14 protein-coding genes are annotated in these 18212 nt (G+C 60.2%); all 14 read left to right on the top strand.

The window, feature by feature from the left end:
- Positions 1–541 precede the first annotated feature (541 nt).
- The 14 genes from HPY65_12390 (at position 542) to HPY65_12325 (ending at position 18158) form a co-directional block, all read left to right on the top strand.
- On the top strand, positions 542–1141 hold the full coding sequence (locus HPY65_12390; GenBank protein NPU85271.1) for a TetR/AcrR family transcriptional regulator: 600 nt from the start codon (positions 542–544) through the stop codon (positions 1139–1141).
- A gap of 81 nt (positions 1142–1222) precedes the next feature.
- The gene (locus HPY65_12385) at positions 1223–2497 is read left to right on the top strand and encodes an SDR family NAD(P)-dependent oxidoreductase (GenBank protein NPU85270.1); all 1275 of its coding nucleotides are present in this window, start codon (positions 1223–1225) and stop codon (positions 2495–2497) included.
- 70 nt (positions 2498–2567) lie between these two features.
- Positions 2568–5282: an SDR family NAD(P)-dependent oxidoreductase gene (locus tag HPY65_12380; protein ID NPU85269.1), complete on the top strand. Its 2715-nt coding sequence runs from the start codon at positions 2568–2570 to the stop codon at positions 5280–5282.
- A 19-nt stretch (positions 5283–5301) separates the two neighbouring features.
- The gene (locus HPY65_12375) at positions 5302–6510 is read left to right on the top strand and encodes an acetyl-CoA acetyltransferase (GenBank protein ID NPU85268.1); all 1209 of its coding nucleotides are present in this window, start codon (positions 5302–5304) and stop codon (positions 6508–6510) included.
- Between the two features lie 140 nt (positions 6511–6650).
- Entirely contained in the window at positions 6651–7793 is a 1143-nt protein-coding gene (locus HPY65_12370; protein NPU85267.1) for an acyl-CoA dehydrogenase, read from the top strand.
- A 13-nt stretch (positions 7794–7806) separates the two neighbouring features.
- Positions 7807–8988, top strand: a complete 1182-nt coding sequence (locus HPY65_12365; GenBank protein NPU85266.1) for a CoA transferase — start codon at positions 7807–7809, stop codon at positions 8986–8988.
- Between the two features lie 83 nt (positions 8989–9071).
- Entirely contained in the window at positions 9072–9545 is a 474-nt protein-coding gene (locus HPY65_12360) for a MaoC family dehydratase (GenBank protein ID NPU85265.1), read from the top strand.
- Between the two features lie 9 nt (positions 9546–9554).
- Positions 9555–10007, top strand: coding sequence for a hypothetical protein (locus tag HPY65_12355; GenBank protein ID NPU85264.1), 453 nt, complete (start codon positions 9555–9557; stop codon positions 10005–10007).
- A 205-nt stretch (positions 10008–10212) separates the two neighbouring features.
- Positions 10213–12078 carry an acyl-CoA dehydrogenase gene (locus HPY65_12350; protein NPU85263.1) on the top strand — a complete coding sequence of 622 codons (1866 nt, stop codon included), beginning with the start codon at positions 10213–10215 and terminating at the stop codon, positions 12076–12078.
- Positions 12079–12240: 162 nt separating this feature from the next.
- A complete protein-coding gene (locus HPY65_12345) occupies positions 12241–13899 on the top strand; it encodes a PAS domain S-box protein (protein ID NPU85262.1) in 1659 nt (552 codons plus the stop codon).
- Between the two features lie 338 nt (positions 13900–14237).
- The gene (locus HPY65_12340; GenBank protein ID NPU85261.1) at positions 14238–15200 is read left to right on the top strand and encodes a 3-keto-5-aminohexanoate cleavage protein; all 963 of its coding nucleotides are present in this window, start codon (positions 14238–14240) and stop codon (positions 15198–15200) included.
- 135 nt (positions 15201–15335) lie between these two features.
- Entirely contained in the window at positions 15336–15794 is a 459-nt protein-coding gene (locus tag HPY65_12335) for a Zn-ribbon domain-containing OB-fold protein (protein NPU85260.1), read from the top strand.
- 17 nt (positions 15795–15811) lie between these two features.
- Positions 15812–16948: a thiolase family protein gene (locus HPY65_12330; protein NPU85259.1), complete on the top strand. Its 1137-nt coding sequence runs from the start codon at positions 15812–15814 to the stop codon at positions 16946–16948.
- 13 nt (positions 16949–16961) lie between these two features.
- A complete protein-coding gene (locus tag HPY65_12325) occupies positions 16962–18158 on the top strand; it encodes a thiolase family protein (GenBank protein NPU85258.1) in 1197 nt (398 codons plus the stop codon).
- The last annotated feature ends 54 nt before the right edge of the window (positions 18159–18212 follow it).

Below are 18212 nucleotides of genomic sequence, written 5' to 3'. Positions count from 1 at the left end.
GTGTATTTTCCTTTATCCGGCAGGCGAACAGGCGCGGATTGACGGCTGCAGGCGAACCCGGGCGGGCAGCCGGATACTCCGTGCAGGGTATATCGTATCATGACGGCCTCTCTCCGGCTTTACAGGCAGCACGGATCATAAGAACCATTGTTCTTTCCTGTTGTTGAGCATGCCGTTGTCAGAATGAGCCTGCTCTCTTCCATCTGACAATGTTTCAGATCCCGCCGGGTCGAAACCTTTCTTACGTACACCGATGCGACGCCTCCCGTCGCCGCTATGAAGAGGGAAGATCGTGACCGGCCGGCGGCTCCGAATCGCCATTCATAAACCAATCACGAATACATATAGATAGGATGCCGGGAAAATTTTTGTACAAATTTCTTGACAAGAAAAACCTTTCTGAATACTCTACCCATCATTTGATGGAACAAGCATATGGAATAGCCAGATGGAACAGGGTAATGGAACGGTATGCTGGATGCGTTGACGGAAACCTGAGATGGCCACGATTCTAGAGAAAGCCCGGAAAGACCCCACATCGATGAAAGGGAGGATTCTGGCGGTGGCCCGCCGGCTCTTCGGGCAGAACGGCTTCCACGGCACGACGACCCGCATGATCGCCCGGGAAGTCGCCATCGACATCTCCACGCTTCATTATCACTGGGGGGAGAAGGGCGATCTCTACGAGGCCGTCGTTCTCGACATCTGCAGCGATCTCGGCCAGAAACTGATCGAGGTCGAAAAGATCATCCACGGCATGCCGCGGAACGACCGCCTGGCCATCTCCATCGAGATGATGACGGACTACCTCTTTGACCATCCCGAATGTTCCAATCTGATTCTGTTCCGCTATTTCGGCATGACGCGGGAAGGCGACGGGCTCGACTTCAAGATTCCAGAGTTCACGGCGGATGTCGCCCGATCCATGGGGTTGGCGAAAGACAAGAGAAACCTTCCTCCTCATGTGAGGATGGAAGTTCTGGCCCTGATGAATTCGATCCACAATTTCGTGTCGGGCGAGAGCCTTTTCCGTCCCATGGTGAACATGAGCCGGGAGAACTACATCCAGCTGGTCAAGGAGACGCTGAAGTTCATCCATATTCCGGCGTTTGCCCAGGGGTCGGATTACGCGCGGGAATGACAAGGATGCGCCTGTCCTCGGGATGGGCCGTCCGAAGAATATAACAGAACGCTTGCAGCACGCATTTTGCAGAAAAGGAGAATGACTATGGGAGCTAGCAGCATTCGTTTTGATGGTCGCGTGGCCATCGTAACCGGAGCAGGCGGCGGCCTGGGCCGTGTGTATGCCCTGGAACTGGGCAAACGTGGAGCGAAGGTTGTCGTCAACGACTTTGGAGGGGCCCGTGACGGTTCGGGAACCGGCGCCGCAGCTCCAGCGGACAAGGTCGTCGAGGAGATCAAGGCGCTGGGAGGAGAGGCGGTTGCCAACTACGACAGCGTGGCGACTGCGGAAGGCGGCGCGAACATCGTGAAAACGGCCGTCGACGCCTTCGGAAAGGTGGACATCCTGATCAACAACGCGGGCATTCTCCGCGACAAGGGACTCCTCAAGCTGGAGCCTGAGAACTGGCAGATCGTTCTCGATGTCCATCTGACGGGGGCCTACAACGTGACACGCCCGGCCTTCGCCGCCATGAAAGAAAACGGATTCGGGCGGATCGTCATGACGACCTCCGCGGCGGGACTGTACGGCAATTTCGGCCAGACGAACTACAGCTCGGCCAAACTGGGTCTCGTGGGCTTCATGAACACCCTGAAGCTGGAAGGCGGGAAGTTCAACTTCAAGGTGAACACCATCGCCCCGATCGCCGCCTCGCGGCTGACGGAAGACGTCCTGCCGCCGGACATGCTGGACAAGCTGAAACCGGAGTACGTGTCCCCCATCGTCCTTTATCTTTGCTCGGAGGAGTGCGCGGACACAGGCCACATCTACAATTGCGGCGCCGGCTTCTACAATCGCGCCGCCATCATGACGGCCCCCGGCGTTGTTCTCGGCGGCGGAACGAAGATCCCCACCGTTGAGGACGTGTCCGTCAACTGGGCGAAGATCGCCGATCTGAAGGGTGCCAGGGAATATAGCAACCTGAACGAACTCGTTCTCGGCGATGTCCTCGCGGCCCTGGAGGGGAAGAAGGAAGCCCCGAAGAGCAGCGGCGGATTCACCGCGGTGAAAGATGTCTTCGCCGCCATGCCCGGTGCCTTCCAGGCGGGTGCGGCCACGACGGACGTTGTCTTTCAGTACTGCATCGCCGGCGACGGCGGCGGCGACTGGTATGCGGAGATCAAGGGCGGCGCCCTGACCGTGGCGGCCGGCACCCATGCGAGCCCCGGCTGCACGTTGAAGATGGCGGCGGCCGATTACATTGACCTCATGAACGGAAAAATGAACGCCATGAAGGCCTATACGTCCGGGAAGCTCAAAATAGAAGGGGACCTGATGAAGTCGCAGCTCCTGGAGAAGCTGTTCAAATTCTGAGGCGGGATCCTTCGGGACGAACGATTCGAAAATCACGAAAGCAACACATGTGAATGAAGGAGGTAAAACAATGATCGGTATCACATCATTTGGAGCCTATATCCCTCGCCTGAGATTGGACCGGATGGCGATCTACCAGGCCATGGGCTGGTTCGCCCCGGCGCTCATCAGCGTCGCCCAGGGCGAGCGCTCCATGTGCAACTATGACGAAGACAGCCTTACCATGGCGGTCGCGGCGGCCCAGGACTGCCTGATCGGCAAGGACAAGAAGAAGATCGACGCAGGTTATCTCTGCTCGACGACTCTCCCCTTCAGTGACCGACAGAACGCGGGAATCCTGGTGACGGCGCTGAACCTGCGGAGCGACATCAACACGGCGGACTTCACGTCCTCTCAGCGGGCAGGGACCACGGGCCTGCTCACGGCCCTCGACGTTGCGAAAGCGGGCAACCGCAAGACCATTCTGGTCGCCGCTTCGGACAAGCGCCACACCAGGACGGCCGGCTTCTATGAAATGTGGTTCGGAGACGGCGCGGCGGCCCTGATGGTCGGCAGCGATGACGTCGTGGCGGAATTCAAGGGCTCCTACAGCGTGACTTACGACTTCGTGGACCATTTTCGCGGTTCCTGGTCCGAGTTCGACTACACCTGGGAAGAGCGCTGGCTCCGTGAGGAAGGCTACTCCAAGTTCATCCCCGAGGCGGTCGGCGGTCTCATGAAGAAGCTGAAGATCACCATGGACGACGTCCAGAAACTCGTCTTCCCGTGCATCTTCAAGGCCGAGCACCGGTCCATCGCCAAGAAGCTCGGCGCCACCGGCGACAAACTCGTAGACACGATGCACGAAGTCTGCGGGGAAACCGGCACGGCCCACGCCCTTCTGATGTTCGTATCGGCCCTCGAGACGGCCAAGCCGGGCGACGGAATCCTGGTGGCCGGCTTCGGCCAGGGATGCGACGCCATGTACTTCAAGGTGACGGAGAACATCACGAAGCTCGCCGCGCGGGCGGGCGTGAAGGGTTCGCTGGCCAAGAAGAAAACAACGGACAACTACATGAAGTTCCTCAAGTTCCGCGAGCTGATCGATCCGGAGACGGGCATCCGGGCGGAGGCACCGGTCCAGACGGCCATGACGGCCCTCTGGCGGAACCGCAAGATGATCCTCGGCATGGTCGGCGGCAAGTGCACGGCCTGCGGGACGCCCCAGTTCCCGCCGGCGGACATCTGCGTGAACCCCGCCTGCGGCCACGTGGGGCCCATGGAAGACTACGAATTCGCCGGCGTTCCGGCGCGAATCAAGAGCTTCACCGGCGACCTTCTGGCGGTGTCGGTCGATCCGCCCGCGATCTACGGCCTGGTGCAGTTTGAGGGCGGCGGCCGCTTCGTGGCCGACTTCACCGACTGCGAGCTGAACGACCTCAAGGTCGGCATGCCCGTGACGCTGTCCTTCCGCCGAAGGGTTGCCGACAAGGCGCGCGGATTCTCCCAGTATTTCTGGAAGCCAGTACCGGAGACCGACTGGATTCCCGAGGTCGACTTCCAGGGCAGGGTGGCCATCGTGACGGGCGCCGGCGCCGGTTTGGGAAGAGCCTATGCATTGGAACTGGGTCGCCGCGGTGCGAAGGTCGTGGTGAACGACTTCGGCGGTGCTCGGGACGGATCGGGAGCGGGTGCAGCCGGGCCTGCCGACCTGGTCGTCAATGAAATCAAGGCATTGGGAGGCGAGGCCGTCGCCAATTACGACAACGTGGCCACGCCCCAGGGCGGCGAGGGAATCGTGAAGACGGCCCTCGATGCTTTCGGCAAGGTCGACATCCTCATCAACAACGCGGGCATCCTCCGCGACAAGGGCATTCTCAAGATGGAGCCGGAGCACTGGGCGGCCGTCCTGGCGGTCCACCTGAACGGCGCCTACAACGTGACGCGCCCGGCCTTCAAGGCCATGCGGGAAAACGGGTACGGCCGGATCGTCATGACGACGTCCGCAGCGGGCCTGTACGGCAACTTCGGCCAGACCAACTATTCCTCGGCCAAGCTGGGGCTGGTGGGCTTCATGAACACGCTCAAGGCGGAGGGCGGGAAGTACAACATACTCGTCAACACGGTCGCGCCGATCGCGGCGTCCCGGCTGACGGAAGACGTCATGCCGCCTGAGATGTTCAAGAAGATGAGCCCCGATTACGTCGCCGGCCTCACCATTTATCTCTGCTCCGAGGACTGCAAGGAAAACGGAAGCGTTTTCAACGTGGGCGCCGGGTACTACAGCCGCGCGGCCATCATGACCGGCCCCGGGATCACGCTGGGCGACGGCGGGAAAGTGCCGACGCCGGAGGACATCCGCGACAACTGGGAAAAGATCAACAGCATGGCCGGCGCGAAATACTACGGAGAGCTGAACGCGGCCATCATGACGTTCCTCATGCCGCCGGCACCGGCGGGCAGCGAGGCGCCCAAGAGCGATGGAGCAATGGACGTCAAGTCGATCTTCGACAAGATGCCGTCTGCCTTCAACGCAGCCGCGGCCGCCGGCAAGGACGTGGTCTTCCAGTTCAACATCTCCGGCCCGTCGGGCGGCGACTGGTATGTCGTCGTGAAGGACGGTGCCTGCAAGGTATCGACGGGAAAGGTCGACGGCGCCACCACCACCATTGGCATGGCCGACGCGGACTTTGTCGATCTCATCACCGGCAAACTGGACGGCATGAAGGCCTTCTCCGCCGGCAAACTGAAGGTGAGCGGCGACATGATGAAATCCCAGCTCATCGGCAAGCTGTTCAAATTCTAACGATTGGGGAGGTACTACCATGGCTTCGGGAATTAGAGACAAAGTCGCGATCATCGGCATGGGTTGCACCCGGTTCGGAGAGCGATGGGATATGGGAGCGGAGGGCCTGATGGTCGAGGCCTTTCAGGAAGCGATCGCCGATGCGGGGATCGAAAAGAAGGAAATCCAGGCCGCCTGGTTCGGGGTCTGCATGGATGAGGTCAACGTCGGCAAGGGCTCGCCGTCCATGAGCGTCGCCCTCCGCCTGCCCAACATCCCCGTTTCGAGGATGGAGAACTATTGCGCCACGGGGACCGAGGCATTCCGCGGGGCGGTATACGGCGTCGCCTCGGGCGCCTACGACATCTGTCTGGCGCTGGGCGTCGAGAAGCTGAAGGATACGGGGTACGGCGGTCTCCCCGCGTGGGGGGCTACGGCGGGCAGCCTGGTCTGGCAGTGGTTTCCCAATGCGACGGCGCCGGGCCTGTTCGCCCAGCTCGCGTCGGCCTATGTGGCCAAGAACCGGATCAAGAACGACGACATCAAGCGGGCCATCGCCCACGTTTCGATGAAGAGCCACGCCAACGGTGCCCTGAATCCCAAGGCCCACCTGCGGAAGGCCGTCACGATGGAACAGATCATGGGCGCCCCGATCATTGCCTGGCCCCTGGGCCTGTTTGACTGCTGCGGCGTCTCCGACGGATCGGCCTGTGCGATCGTGACGACCCCGGAAATCGCCAAGAAGCTCGGGAAAAAAGACCTCATCACCGTCAAGGCGGTCCAGTTGTCCGTCAGCAACGGCTATGAAGGCGGCTTCAACGAGTGGGCCGGTGATCATTTCGTTACGGCGAGCAAGTGCAGCACCGCCGCATACAAAGAGGCCGGCATCACCAATCCGAAGGAAGAGCTCAGCATGATTGAGCTCCACGACTGCTTTTCCATCACGGAGCTGGTCAGCTACGAAGATCTCCACATCTCCGAGCCGGGCCAGGCCTGGAAGGACGCCCTGGACGGCATGTACGACCGGGACGGCAAGGTGCCGGCGCAGATCGACGGTGGCCTCAAGTGTTTCGGCCATCCCATCGGGGCCTCGGGGCTCCGGATGATCTACGAGATGTACCTGCAGCTGCAGGGCAAGGCGGGGGAACGCCAGTTGAAGGATCCCCGTTACGGCTTGACGCACAACCTGGGCGGGTTCCCCCACCAGAACGTGTGCGCCATCTCCATTATCGGCAAACTCGGTAAATAGTTCCCATCCGTTACGTCCTGCCGGAGGTGAAGGGGCCCGTCCCCTTCGCCCCGGCAGGCAACCCGGACGTGAGAGATACGGTATCCGCAGCGATTGACGTTGCATTCTGAACCATCGGCTTTTCGTCAAGGAGACAACGTATGGATATTCTCAATTACACGGATGAACACAAGATGTTCCGCGATACCCTGCGCAAGTTTGTCGCGAACGAGCTGATCCCCCACGTCGAAGAGTGGGAGGAGGCCGGCATCGTTCCCAAGAGCGCATGGCAGAAGATGGGACAGCAGGGATTTCTGGGGACATCGGTTCCCGTGGAGTACGGCGGACCGGGGGCGGATTTTCTGTACTCGGTGATCGTCAACGAGGAAATGGCCCGGGCGAATTTCTGGGGTCTCACCGCCGCGCTGCACAGCGACATCATCGTTCCCTATATTCTTTCCTATGGTTCCGAGGAGCACAAGCAGAAGTACCTCCCCGGCTGCGTCAGCGGCGACTGCATCACGGCGGTTGCCATGACGGAGCCCAATGCGGGGAGCGACCTGGCGGCCATGAAGATGACCGCCGCGGAGAGCGGGGATTCCTTCATCCTCAACGGTCAGAAAACCTTCATCTCGAACGGGATCAACTGCGATCTGTGTGTCGTGGCCGCAAAGGACCCGGCGGAAAGCAATCCCCACAAGGCCGTGGATCTTTTCCTCGTCGAGACCGGTACGCCCGGGTTCGAGAAGGGCCGGCAGCTCAAGAAGGCCGGCTGGCACAGCCAGGATACATCGGAGCTGTATTTTACGGACTGCCGGATCCCGAAGAGCAACCGCCTCGGGGACAAGGGCACGGGCTTCCTGAAGCTCATGCAGAAGCTCCAGCAGGAGCGCCTGGTCCTGTCGATCGGAGCCGTCGCTGCGGCCGAGTTCATGCTCGAGTTCACCATCAAGTACTGCCAGGAGCGGCCGGTTTTCGGTAAGCCGATTTCCAAGTTTCAACACAGCCAGTTCGAGATCGTGGAGATGGCCACGGAGATCAAGATCGGCCGGACCTTCGTCGACAAGCTGGTGGCGGACCACATGGAAGGGAAGCAGATCATCATCGAGACGTCCATGGCCAAGTACTGGATCAGCGACATGGCCAACCGCGTCGCCGACCGGTGCCTGCAGCTCCACGGCGGCTATGGTTACTGCGACGAGTATCCCATCTCCCGCGCCTGGCGGGATCTCCGGGTGACCCGGATTTTCGCCGGCACGAACGAGATCATGAAGACCATCATCGCCCGGTTCATGGGCCTGTAGGAGGGGCGATTCCATGCCGGGACCGTTGGAAGGGTTGAAGATTCTGGATTTTACGACGCTGTTGCCGGGGCCCTACGCCACGATGACCCTCGCCGATCTGGGAGCGGACGTCCTTTCCGTGGTCTCCGGAAGCCGGCCGGACCTGACGGCCTTCATGCCGCCGTTCCTGCCGGGCACCGACCTGTCCGTCGCTTCGGCCTACCTGGGGCGCGGCAAGCGTTCCCTGACGCTGAATCTCAAGGATCAGCGGGCGGTCCGGGTCGTTCACCGACTGCTGGATCGTTACGACGTCATCATCGAGCAGTTCCGTCCCGGGGTCATGGCGAAATTCGGCCTGGCCTACGATCAGCTGGCGGAGAAGTTCCCTGCCCTGATCTACTGCTCCCTGACGGGTTACGGCCAGACGGGACCGCTGAAGGACAGGGCCGGCCACGACATCAACTACCTGTCCCTCTCGGGGCTCATGGGCTACGGAGGGCGAAAAGAGGAGGGCCCCGTTCCGCTTCCCATGCAGGTCGCCGACGTGGCGTCGGGCTCCAACCACTCCCTCATCGCCATCCTGGCCGCCGTCATCCATCGGCAGAAAACGGGGACGGGCCAGTATATCGACATCTCCATGACGGACGGAGCGGCCGCCTTCAATGCCATGGCCGCCGCGGCCTGCCTGGCGGCAGGGGAGGAGCTGAAAAGGGAAGGCTTCATCCTGAACGGCGGCTCCCTTTACGATTTCTACCGGACGGCAGACGGCGAGTATTTCGGCTTCGGGGGCATCGAGCCCCAGTTCTTCAGTTCCTTCTGCAAGGCCATCGGCCGGCCGGACCTGATTGCCGGCGGGATTGCGCCGCCGGACTGCGCGAAGGTGAAGGAAGAGGTCCGGGCGATTTTTGCGGGGAAGACGCGCCGGGAATGGGAGGCGATCTTTGCCGCGGCGGATGCCTGTATGGAGCCTGTCCTGTCGCTGTCGGAGGCGTTTGACAGCGATCTGGCGAAGGAGCGGGGATGGGTGGCCGAGGCTGCGCTGCCCGACGGCCGCACCGTCAGGCAGCCCGCCTGTCCGATCCGGTTTTCGGCGACGCCCGCCGCCTACGGCCGTACGGGAGTGAAAGCGGGAACACACAACAGGACGGTTCTCCTCGAACTGGGTTACGGCGAGGAGGAAATCGACGGATTCGAAAAGACGGGACTCTTCTCGTAACGAGGAGAAGGGGGGCGTCCTCGCCCTCCCGTTCCCGTCGCCGGGAAAACACAAAAGAAGATCAAACAGAATGGGAGGTTCACATGGCAGACAAATCTAAATTGGGACTGGAGTTTCCACCCTACGTCTACGAAGTGGAAAAGGGGAAGATCGCCGAGTTCGCCATCGCCATCTCGCAAAAGGAGAACAAAAGCCAGATCAAGCAGATCTATGCCGACAGCGCGGCGGCGAAAGCGGCGGGCTACAAGGACGTTATTCCTTCCCCTACGTTCCAGACGTGCTTCGCCCTGTGGGGCGGGGAGGGACTGATGCCCATGATTCAGGCGCTCAGCATCAACCTGGGCCGGCTGCTTCACGGCGAGGAGGAATATGAATACCTGGCGCCGATTTATCCGGGTGACGTCGTGACCGGGGTGACCAAGGTGGTCGACATGTACGACAAGGAGAAAAAGGGCAAGCCCGGGAAATTCATGGAATTCACGGTTCTGGAGACGGAAATCAAAAATCAGCGGGGCGAGATCGTGATCCGGAATCGGACGACCCTGGTTGAGAGATAGGAGGAGGCCATGACGAAAGCATTGACGTATGAAAGCATCAACGTCGGCGATGCCATGCCGACGTTCACATCGGATCCCCTTACACGCACGCATCTGGTCCGCTATGCGGGGGCGTCGGGAGACTTCAACCCCCTGCACCACGACGAGACGTTCGCCAAGATGTTCGGCATGCCGCGGGTCATCTCCCACGGGATGCTCGTGATGGGCATTACGGGACGCGCCATCACGGAGTGGATCGACGACAAGAATCTGCGCAAGTTCGGCGTCCGGTTCTCCGCGATGACGGAACCCATGGATCTGGACGATCCGAGCTCCAAGGACAGGGCGACGATCATCGTGACCGGCACGGTCGTCGAGAAGTTCGAGGAGGCGGGCGAGAAGAGGATCCGCTGCGAGGTCCAGGCCGCGGACGCCACCGGCAGCGTCAAGATCATGGGATCGTTCGTGGCGGCCGTTTCCTAGGAACCCCCTTGTCACCGCTCCCGTGCCGCATCCGGGAGCGGTGACGCCTTTTTCTTCTGAAACGACGCTCCCGGGAGAAGTTCAATTTTCATCCGCCGTATGCCATATCCGGAGCATGGATCCGCCAGGCGGATGTCCGCGGCTGCGGACCGGAACGGGAGCAAATTGCAGACGGCCGGGAAACCTGTTGTATTGTGGAGGATATATGGCGAGTTTGATTTTGGATCGACGGGATCAGATATTTGTCCTGCAGGAATTGCTCAAGACGGAAGACCTGTGCGGGATGTCGAAGTGGTCGGACTTTTCGCAGGACACGTTCGAGATGGTGCTGAAGGAAGCGGAGCGCATGGCGGTGGACGTCATCTTCCCGACCCTGGCGTCGGGAGACCGGGAAGGCTGCCGGCTGGAAGAAGGCCAGGTCTATGTGCCGCCGTCCTTCCGCCGCTGCTACGATGTATACCGGGACGGCGGCTGGATCAACATGGGCGTGTCGCAGGAAGCGGGCGGCCAGGGATTTCCTTATGCGATCACCCTGGCGGCCAAGGAGTGGTTCATCCATAACTTTTCATTTTTCATCTATCCGGAGCCGGCACAGGCGGCCGCCCACCTCATTGAAGTCTTCGGCACGGACGCCCAGAAGAATAAGTATATGGAAAAGATGTACGCCGGAATCTGGGGCGGCACGATGGCGCTGACGGAGCCTTCCGCCGGGTCCGACGTGGGCGCCCTGAAATGCAAGGCGATCCGGAAGCCCGACGGCACGTTCCGCCTCCAGGGAACGAAACAGTTCATCACCGGTGGCGATCATGACCTGACGGAAAACATCATCCATCCCGTCCTGGCCCGGATTGAAGGCGATCCGGCGGGAACGTCCGGCATCTCCATTTTCCTGGTTCCCAAGTACGTCGTCAACGACGACGGGACGCTGGGCCGTCGCAACGATTTTTCGATCGGCGGAATCGAGCATAAAATGGGACTCCACGGAAGCTCCACCTGCGTCATGAATTTCGGCGACAACGGCGACTGCTACGCGGAGCTCCTGGGCAAAGAGCGCGAAGGAATCAAGGTGATGTTCCAGATGATGAACGAGGCCCGCATCGGCGTGGGGCTCCAGTCGCTGGCCGCCGCATCCATGTCCTACCTTCACGCCCTCCAGTATTCAAAAGAACGCCTGCAGGGTTCTTCGCTTCTCAACATGAAGAATCCGGAGGCCCCCCGGGTCCCGATCATCCAGCACGCCGACGTCCGGCGGATGCTCCTGTGGATGAAGGCGCATGTCGACGGGATGCGTGCCTTGCTGTACTACACGGCCTATTGCCTGGACCGCGAGGAGGGCATGGAGTCGGAAGCGGACCGCGAGAAGTACAGGGGAATCATGGAAGTCCTGACGCCGCTCTGCAAGGCCTACTGTTCGGACATCGCCTTCCGGGTGACGGAGCTCGCTATCCAGACCTACGGCGGGTACGGCTATTGCGCCGAGTATCCCGTGGAGCAGATCATGCGGGACATCAAGATCGCCTCGATTTACGAGGGAACGAACGGCATCCAGGCGCTGGACCTGGTGGGCCGGAAACTGGGCCAGAAGAAGGGCCTCTATTTCATGAGCCTGCTCGGCGAGATGAACGCGACCGTGGCGAAGTACCAGGCGAATGAAACCCTGAAGCCGCTGGCCGCCGACGTGCAGCAGGCGGTGAACACCCTGGCGGAGATGGCGATGTATTTCGCCGGCAGCGTCAAGTCCGGCAAGTTCATGGTTCCCATCAGCAACGCGTACCCCTTCATGATGATGATGGGCAAGATCGTGATGGCCTGGCTCCTCCTGTGGGAAGCCGGCGTGGCCGAGGAAAAGCTGGAGTCCATCTGCGCTGCGAAGAAGGTCGACGGCAAAGACAAGGCGAAACTCGCAGCCCTCGCCGGGAGCGACTCCGAGGCGGCTTTCTACATCGGCAAGGTCGAAGAGGCAAAATACTTCATCAACCATGTCCTGCCGGAAGTGGATGCTGCCGTAAAGGCGATCAAGAGTGAAGATCTCTCCATGATCGAGATCCCGGAGGAGAGTTTTGCGGGTTAGAGCATAAAGAAGGCGATTGTTCATGAACGGGGGTTGCCATCCGGTTCATAGTGCGGTATCGATGGACGGCAATTCCGGATCTCGAGAAAGGGCGGGAAATCTTCCGGCGGAAGGCTTCCCGCCCTGAATTCGTTCTCAGCGGCTTCCGTAGCGAGGTACGTCGTGAGGGGATTGAATGCGGATCACGCAGCTCAAAACCAGAGGCTCACCGACAAGCTCGCCCTGAAGAACTCCCTTCTCAACCACATCCACGACCTCACATCCCTCTTGACCAAAGCTCCCGATCTTGAACAGGTTTTTCACGAGATTCTGGATCGTGCGATGGCCGCCCTCCATTTCGACCGGGCGGTCATCATGCTCCTGAGCGACGATGGAGCGAAGCTGAAGTGTCAATGCCTGAAAGGCTTTACAAAAGAGGGAGAAAGGCACGCCCGGGCGACCCCCTTGAGCATCGAGCGTCACGACTGTTATGAAACGCGTGTCATTCGCTCCGGTGTTCCCCTGTTCATCCAGAATGCGTCGGATGACCCCCATGCCACCCCCCTGGACCAGGCCATCAATCAGATTCACATCCGCCAGGGACAGGAGCGGATGAGCCTGATTTACGTCCCCCTGAAGCACAAAGGGAAGATCATGGGTTTTATCGGCGCGGACCGTTACCGGACGCGCATCGATATCACCCAGGATGAAATCGAGGCCCTCGTCATCTTTGCCAACCAGGCATCCATCGTCATCGAAAATGCACGTCTTTACAACAAATTGCATGAGAAGCAGGTCCTCCTTGAAGGGGTGATCAAGTGCTCCGTCGACGGCATCGTCATCAGCGACATCATGGGCAACATCCTTCATTTCAACCCCAAGGCGGAGGAGATCCTGGGGATCACGGAAGACGAAGCCCGCAAGATTCTTGCCCAGGAACTGTCGGATCTCGACGATGACGAACGGAACCGGCTGTACAACGTATTCAAACGCCAGGAGAACATCAGCCATTACGAAAGGACGTACCGGCGCAACGACGGCAAACGGCTGGTCCTGAACCTGAGCTGCTTCGCCATTGTGGACGCGGATCAGGAAACACTGGGCGTTGTGACGGAAGTAACGGACGTTACTGAGAAAAAGCGGATGGATGATTACCTGGTACGAGTCGAGAAGTTTGCCGCCCTGGGCCATGTCGCGTCCGTCATCGCCCATGAGATTCGCAATCCCCTGTCCGGAATTGCCACGACGGTTCAGAATCTGGAGATGGAGTACGAGGAAGACAGCCCCCAGAAGAAGGACCTGCAGAGCATCATCGGAGAGGTGGATCGGCTGGAGAAGATGCTCCGGGAGGTCCTCGACCTTGCACGGCCGCTCCAGTTGCAGATGGAAGACATCGATATCATCGACCTCCTGGGATCGACGATCGCACTCTTGAACAAGGAGGCCGTCAAGAGACGCATCACGATCCGGAAGGACTTCGACTGTCGCGCCATTTCCATCAAAGCGGACCCGCAGCGGCTTCGCCAGGTCTTCCTCAATCTGACGCTCAACGCGCTCGAGGCGATCGGCGAGCAGGGCGAAATCGTCATCCGTGCAACAACCGTCCGGAACCAGCCCGATCAGGACAAGAGAATCGTAATCAATTTCAAGGATAACGGAATCGGCATTCCCGTCAATCATCTCAATAAAATCTTCGATCCGTTCTTCACCACGAAGAAGGTCGGAACCGGCCTCGGTCTGGCTGTATCCCACCGGATCATCCAGGATCACAACGGCATGATCGAGGTCGAAAGCCATGAAAAACGGGGAACGAATTTCCGTATCACCCTGCCTGTCGCTTGATGGATCGTTTCCATCCACCCCGTGGACCGGATTCATCCGAACCGCATGACCGTCAGTAATATTGATTTGTTACACTCCATCTGCCGACATCTGTAGCGTCGGATCCGGCGGAGATGGTCCATATTCATACAGCCGGTCCTGTCCCGCCGCCGGAAGATTCCCTCCTTTAAATCCACATCTATTCGAGAATCCGTGCAAAGACGCGCCCGGCCGTTCGTGTCTCGGAAGCGGCATGCCCCTTGCTCTTGACTTCGCGGTGAGCGTGTTTTCCGCAAGGCTCCGGTCCGGCCGCCGGCCGCCGGAGCAGACTCGACAAAATCATGAACTGGAGGTGACCTATGAAGAAGGAGGATTACATCTGGGATTATCGAAATCCGTACGAGTGGATGACCAGGAACGTGACGGGAAATTTCCCGCCGATGATGATCACCTGTGCCATTACCGGTGGCGTCCAGGGCAAGGAATTCAACATGAACCTGCCGGAGACGGCGGAAGAGCAGGCGGACCAGGTCTACGAGGCATACAAGGCCGGAGCCGTCTCCGTTCACATCCACGCCCGGGTGCCGGATAATCTTTCGATGACCTCGTCCAACGCCGAGGATTATGCGCGGATCAACAAACTGATCCGTGAGCGCTGCCCCGACATCATCATCAACAACACGACGGGCGGCGGGCCCTGGCTGACGACGGAGCAGAGGATGTGCTGCCTGTACGCCTCCACTCCCCCGGACATGGCGAGTCTGAACCTGGGGCCCTTCATGCTGAAGATGCCCCTGAAAGACCGGAAGCCCCCCATTGCCAATCCCAGAGACGGCTTTGTGTTCGACGCCTGCATCCCCTGCTCTTACACCGATGTCAATCTATATGCCAAGACGATGAAGGAGAAGGGAATCAAACCGGAAGTGGAGATCTACCATCCGGGGCAGTACTGGGTGCTGCAGGACCTGATCCGGGAGGGCAGCATCGATACTCCATACATGATCCAGTTCGTCATGGGGTTCCAGACGTCCTCCTACCCGACCCCCGCCAATGTCCTGTCCTTCATCAACGAAATGCCCCCCGACTCCATGTTTGCCGTGATCGGCGTGGGGAGCTTCCAGATTCCCATGAACGCCATGGGCATCATGCTGGGCGGCCACGTCCGCGTTGGCATGGAGGACAACCTGTATTTCAAGAAGGGCGAGAAAGTGAAGAGCAATGCCCAGCTCGTGACGCGGGTCAAGCAGATGGCCGAGATCATGAACCGCGAGGTGGCGACGGTCGCCCAGGCCCGGGAGATGCTCGGTCTGCCCAAGAAGTGACCGTCATGCGGTGAAGGCGCGTCTTCGCGGACCCGGTGCCATCGTACGGATTCGCGGGCGCCAAGTTCATACCCAGGAGACACGGCCGGGCAGGTTCCGGCGAACCGAAGCCCGGCCGCAGGATGGAGGTTTTGTATGACCGACTGGAAAGATAAAGTTGAGAACATGGTTTATACGGGCCGCATCAAGGTCCCCTATCTCTGGAACGTCGGGAAAACGGGCAGCCGTTTTCTGGTCGCCATCCGGGATAAGAAGGAAATCTGGGGCACCCGGTGCCCCGGGTGCAAACGGGTTTATGTTCCCCCTGTGAAATCGTGCGGCGAGTGCTTCGTCCCGACGGAAGAATGGGTCAAGGTGAGCGACAAAGGAGTTCTGGAATCCTTCACAGTGGTTCACTACAGCCACGAGATGCAGCCGCGGAAGGCTCCGCTGGCCTACGGGCTCATCAAACTCGATGGGGCCGACGGCGCCATTCTTCATCTGATCGACGATACGGACTTTGCGAAGCTGAAAACGGGCATGAAGGTCAAGGCGGTCTTTGCCGAGCAGCGTGAAGGCACGATTGCCGATATCAAACACTTTACGCCGGCATAGGGAGTCATGGAGGAGATATGAGCAAAATCGCAATTGTCGGTGTGGGTCAGACTGCCTGCACCCGCAGCAAGATCGATACGTTCGAGGAAATGGTGTTTGAAGCGGCCTCCAGGGCGCTGGCCGATGCCGGCGCGGAGGTCGGCGACATCGACAACGTAGTCACCGTGTCCAACGACTTCTGGGACGGCCGGACCATCTCGTCCATGGCGGTTCAGGAGGCGGCCGGCTCCTGGGGGAAGGACGTCTCCACGGTGGAGGGGGACGGGACGTTCGGCGCCCTTTACGGCATGATGCGCATTCTCTCCGGCTCGTTCGATACGACGCTGGTCGTTTCCCATATGAAGGGGTCCGAAAGCATCATGAACCTCATTACGAACGCCATGTTCGACCCCATCTACCAGCGGGGCCTGGGGATCGACGCGACGTCGGCCGCTGCCCTGCAGGCCCGGTCCTACATGACCATGAGCGGGGCGACCGAAGAGGACTTTGCCCGCGTTTCCGTCAAGAATCACGGCAACGCGAAAAGCAATCCCTACGCCCAGCTTCCGATGAAGATCACCGTCGGGGACGTCATGGCCTCCCGGAAGATCGCCGAGCCGCTGAAACTCCTGGACTGCTCGCCCATCGGCGACGGAGCCGCGGCGATGGTCCTGTCCAACAAAAAAGGGCTGAAGCGTTTCAAGAAGGACCCCGTCTGGATCAAGGGCGTAGCGCACTGCTCTGACGCCTTCACGCTGGGCTACCGCGACCTGGCCAAGTCCAGGGCCCTGAAAGAGGCGGCGAAGAAGGCCTACAAGATGGCCGGCATCAAGAATCCGCTCAAGGATCTGGACGTGGCGGAGGTCTATGACGCTTACTCCTACATGGAACTCATGTGGTACGAGGGGCTGGGGTTTGCTCCCGAGGGAAAGGGATACGAACTCATCCGGGAGAACGCCACGGGAATGAAGGGCGAGCTGCCGGTCAATCCGTCCGGGGGCGTCATTTCCAGCCACCCGGTATTCGTGGCCGGAATGCTGCGTCTGATCGAGGCAACCCTTCAGGTCAGAGGCGAGGCGGGAAAGCGGCAGGTGAAGGGAGCAAAGACGGCACTTGCTCACGGGATCAACGGTCCCTGTGGCCAGGCTCACTGCGTGTATGTCGTGGGAGCGTAAGGAGGAACTATTTATGGGCAAACGGGTAGCCATTGTCGGTTTTGGTCAGACCTATCAGCGAAGTTCCCGGAAAGACGTCAACGGCGTGGAACTGATCAACGAGGCCGTCGTCACCGCGCTCGCGGATGCGGAACTGACCATTCGGGATATCGACGCCATCGTCATCGGCAACATGGATCACTTCGAGGGGATCAACTACGTCGACATGTGGTCCGCGGAAGGATCCGGCGCCGTGATGAAGCCGGTCATCAAGGTTTGCACGGGAGGAACGACGGGAACGACCGTCGCCATGTGCGCCTATTATCACGTTGCATCGGGCATGTTCGACAGGGTCCTGGCGATCGGCTGGGAAAAGAATTCCGAATCGGATACGACCGGCGCCATCATCACCGCCTTTCATCCGGTCTGGGAAAGGCCGACCCTCGGCGGCGCCGTCGCCGGTCTGGCCATCGAGGCCAGCAAATACATGCACAACTATGGGGCCACCGAGCGCGACGGGGCGCGGGTGGCCGTCCGGGAGCGGCTCCATGCGCTGAACAACCCCTATGCGCACCTTCACCAGGAATGGATGAAAGGGATCCCGCCCGAGAAGCTGGTCGACCTGATCGTCGGCTCGGAGCAGAACGCCATGCTCGCCTATCCGCTCCGGATGAGCGACATGTGCCCCCGGACCGACGGAGCCGCGGCGGTCATCTTTGCCGCGGAAGGGAAGGCGGAGAAGATCGCCCCTGTCCCGGCCTGGGTTCACGCTACGGCGAACCGGCACAATTTCGTCTATGCCGGTGACGTGGACATGGATCGCAACACCACCATCGCCGAGGCCTCGAAGGCGGTCTTCAAGAAGGCCGGCGTCAAGGAGCCCCTGAAGGAAATCGACGTCTGCGAACTGTACCTTCCGTACTCCTATGCGGGCTTGAAGTGGATCGAAGACATCGGCTTCTGCGCCTATGGCGAGGGCCCCAGGCTCCTCTGGGACGGGGTCACCGACATGGACGGCGAGCTTCCGATCAATCCGTCCGGCGGCGTCATGTCTTCCAATGCCATCGGGGCGACGGCCCTGATCCGGGTCGGCGAGGCGGCACTGCAGGTCATGGGCAGGGCGGGCGCCCGCCAGGTCAAGGGCGGGGACGTCAATCTCGCCTTCGCCACGGGCTTCGGCGGCTGCTACTGGGGTGACATCATGCTTCTGGGAAAGAAGAAGCCAGCGTAATTACCTATCGGGAGGAGGTCATGAACGAAAAAAAGCAGGAAGAAATGGAACTTC

The sequence above is a fragment of the Syntrophaceae bacterium genome, assembly GCA_013177825.1.
GTDB lineage: Bacteria > Desulfobacterota > Syntrophia > Syntrophales > PHBD01 > PHBD01.
Note: the sequence above shows the minus strand (reverse complement) of the source record. Positions and strands in the feature narration are given on the sequence as shown.

Bases quoted from the DNA above. Each gene is read 5' to 3' on its own strand.
- HPY65_12330 (NPU85259.1), top strand. From the start codon at position 15,812: ATGAGCAAAATCGCAATTGTCGGTGTGGGTCAGACTGCCTGCACCCGC.
- HPY65_12335 (NPU85260.1), top strand. From the start codon at position 15,336: ATGACCGACTGGAAAGATAAAGTTGAGAACATGGTTTATACGGGCCGC.
- HPY65_12375 (NPU85268.1), top strand. From the start codon at position 5,302: ATGGCTTCGGGAATTAGAGACAAAGTCGCGATCATCGGCATGGGTTGC.
- HPY65_12370 (NPU85267.1), top strand. From the start codon at position 6,651: ATGGATATTCTCAATTACACGGATGAACACAAGATGTTCCGCGATACC.
- HPY65_12340 (NPU85261.1), top strand. From the start codon at position 14,238: ATGAAGAAGGAGGATTACATCTGGGATTATCGAAATCCGTACGAGTGG.
- HPY65_12350 (NPU85263.1), top strand. From the start codon at position 10,213: ATGGCGAGTTTGATTTTGGATCGACGGGATCAGATATTTGTCCTGCAG.
- HPY65_12385 (NPU85270.1), top strand. From the start codon at position 1,223: ATGACTATGGGAGCTAGCAGCATTCGTTTTGATGGTCGCGTGGCCATC.
- HPY65_12355 (NPU85264.1), top strand. From the start codon at position 9,555: ATGACGAAAGCATTGACGTATGAAAGCATCAACGTCGGCGATGCCATG.
- HPY65_12365 (NPU85266.1), top strand. From the start codon at position 7,807: ATGCCGGGACCGTTGGAAGGGTTGAAGATTCTGGATTTTACGACGCTG.
- HPY65_12380 (NPU85269.1), top strand. From the start codon at position 2,568: ATGATCGGTATCACATCATTTGGAGCCTATATCCCTCGCCTGAGATTG.
- HPY65_12325 (NPU85258.1), top strand. From the start codon at position 16,962: ATGGGCAAACGGGTAGCCATTGTCGGTTTTGGTCAGACCTATCAGCGA.
- HPY65_12360 (NPU85265.1), top strand. From the start codon at position 9,072: ATGGCAGACAAATCTAAATTGGGACTGGAGTTTCCACCCTACGTCTAC.
- HPY65_12390 (NPU85271.1), top strand. From the start codon at position 542: ATGAAAGGGAGGATTCTGGCGGTGGCCCGCCGGCTCTTCGGGCAGAAC.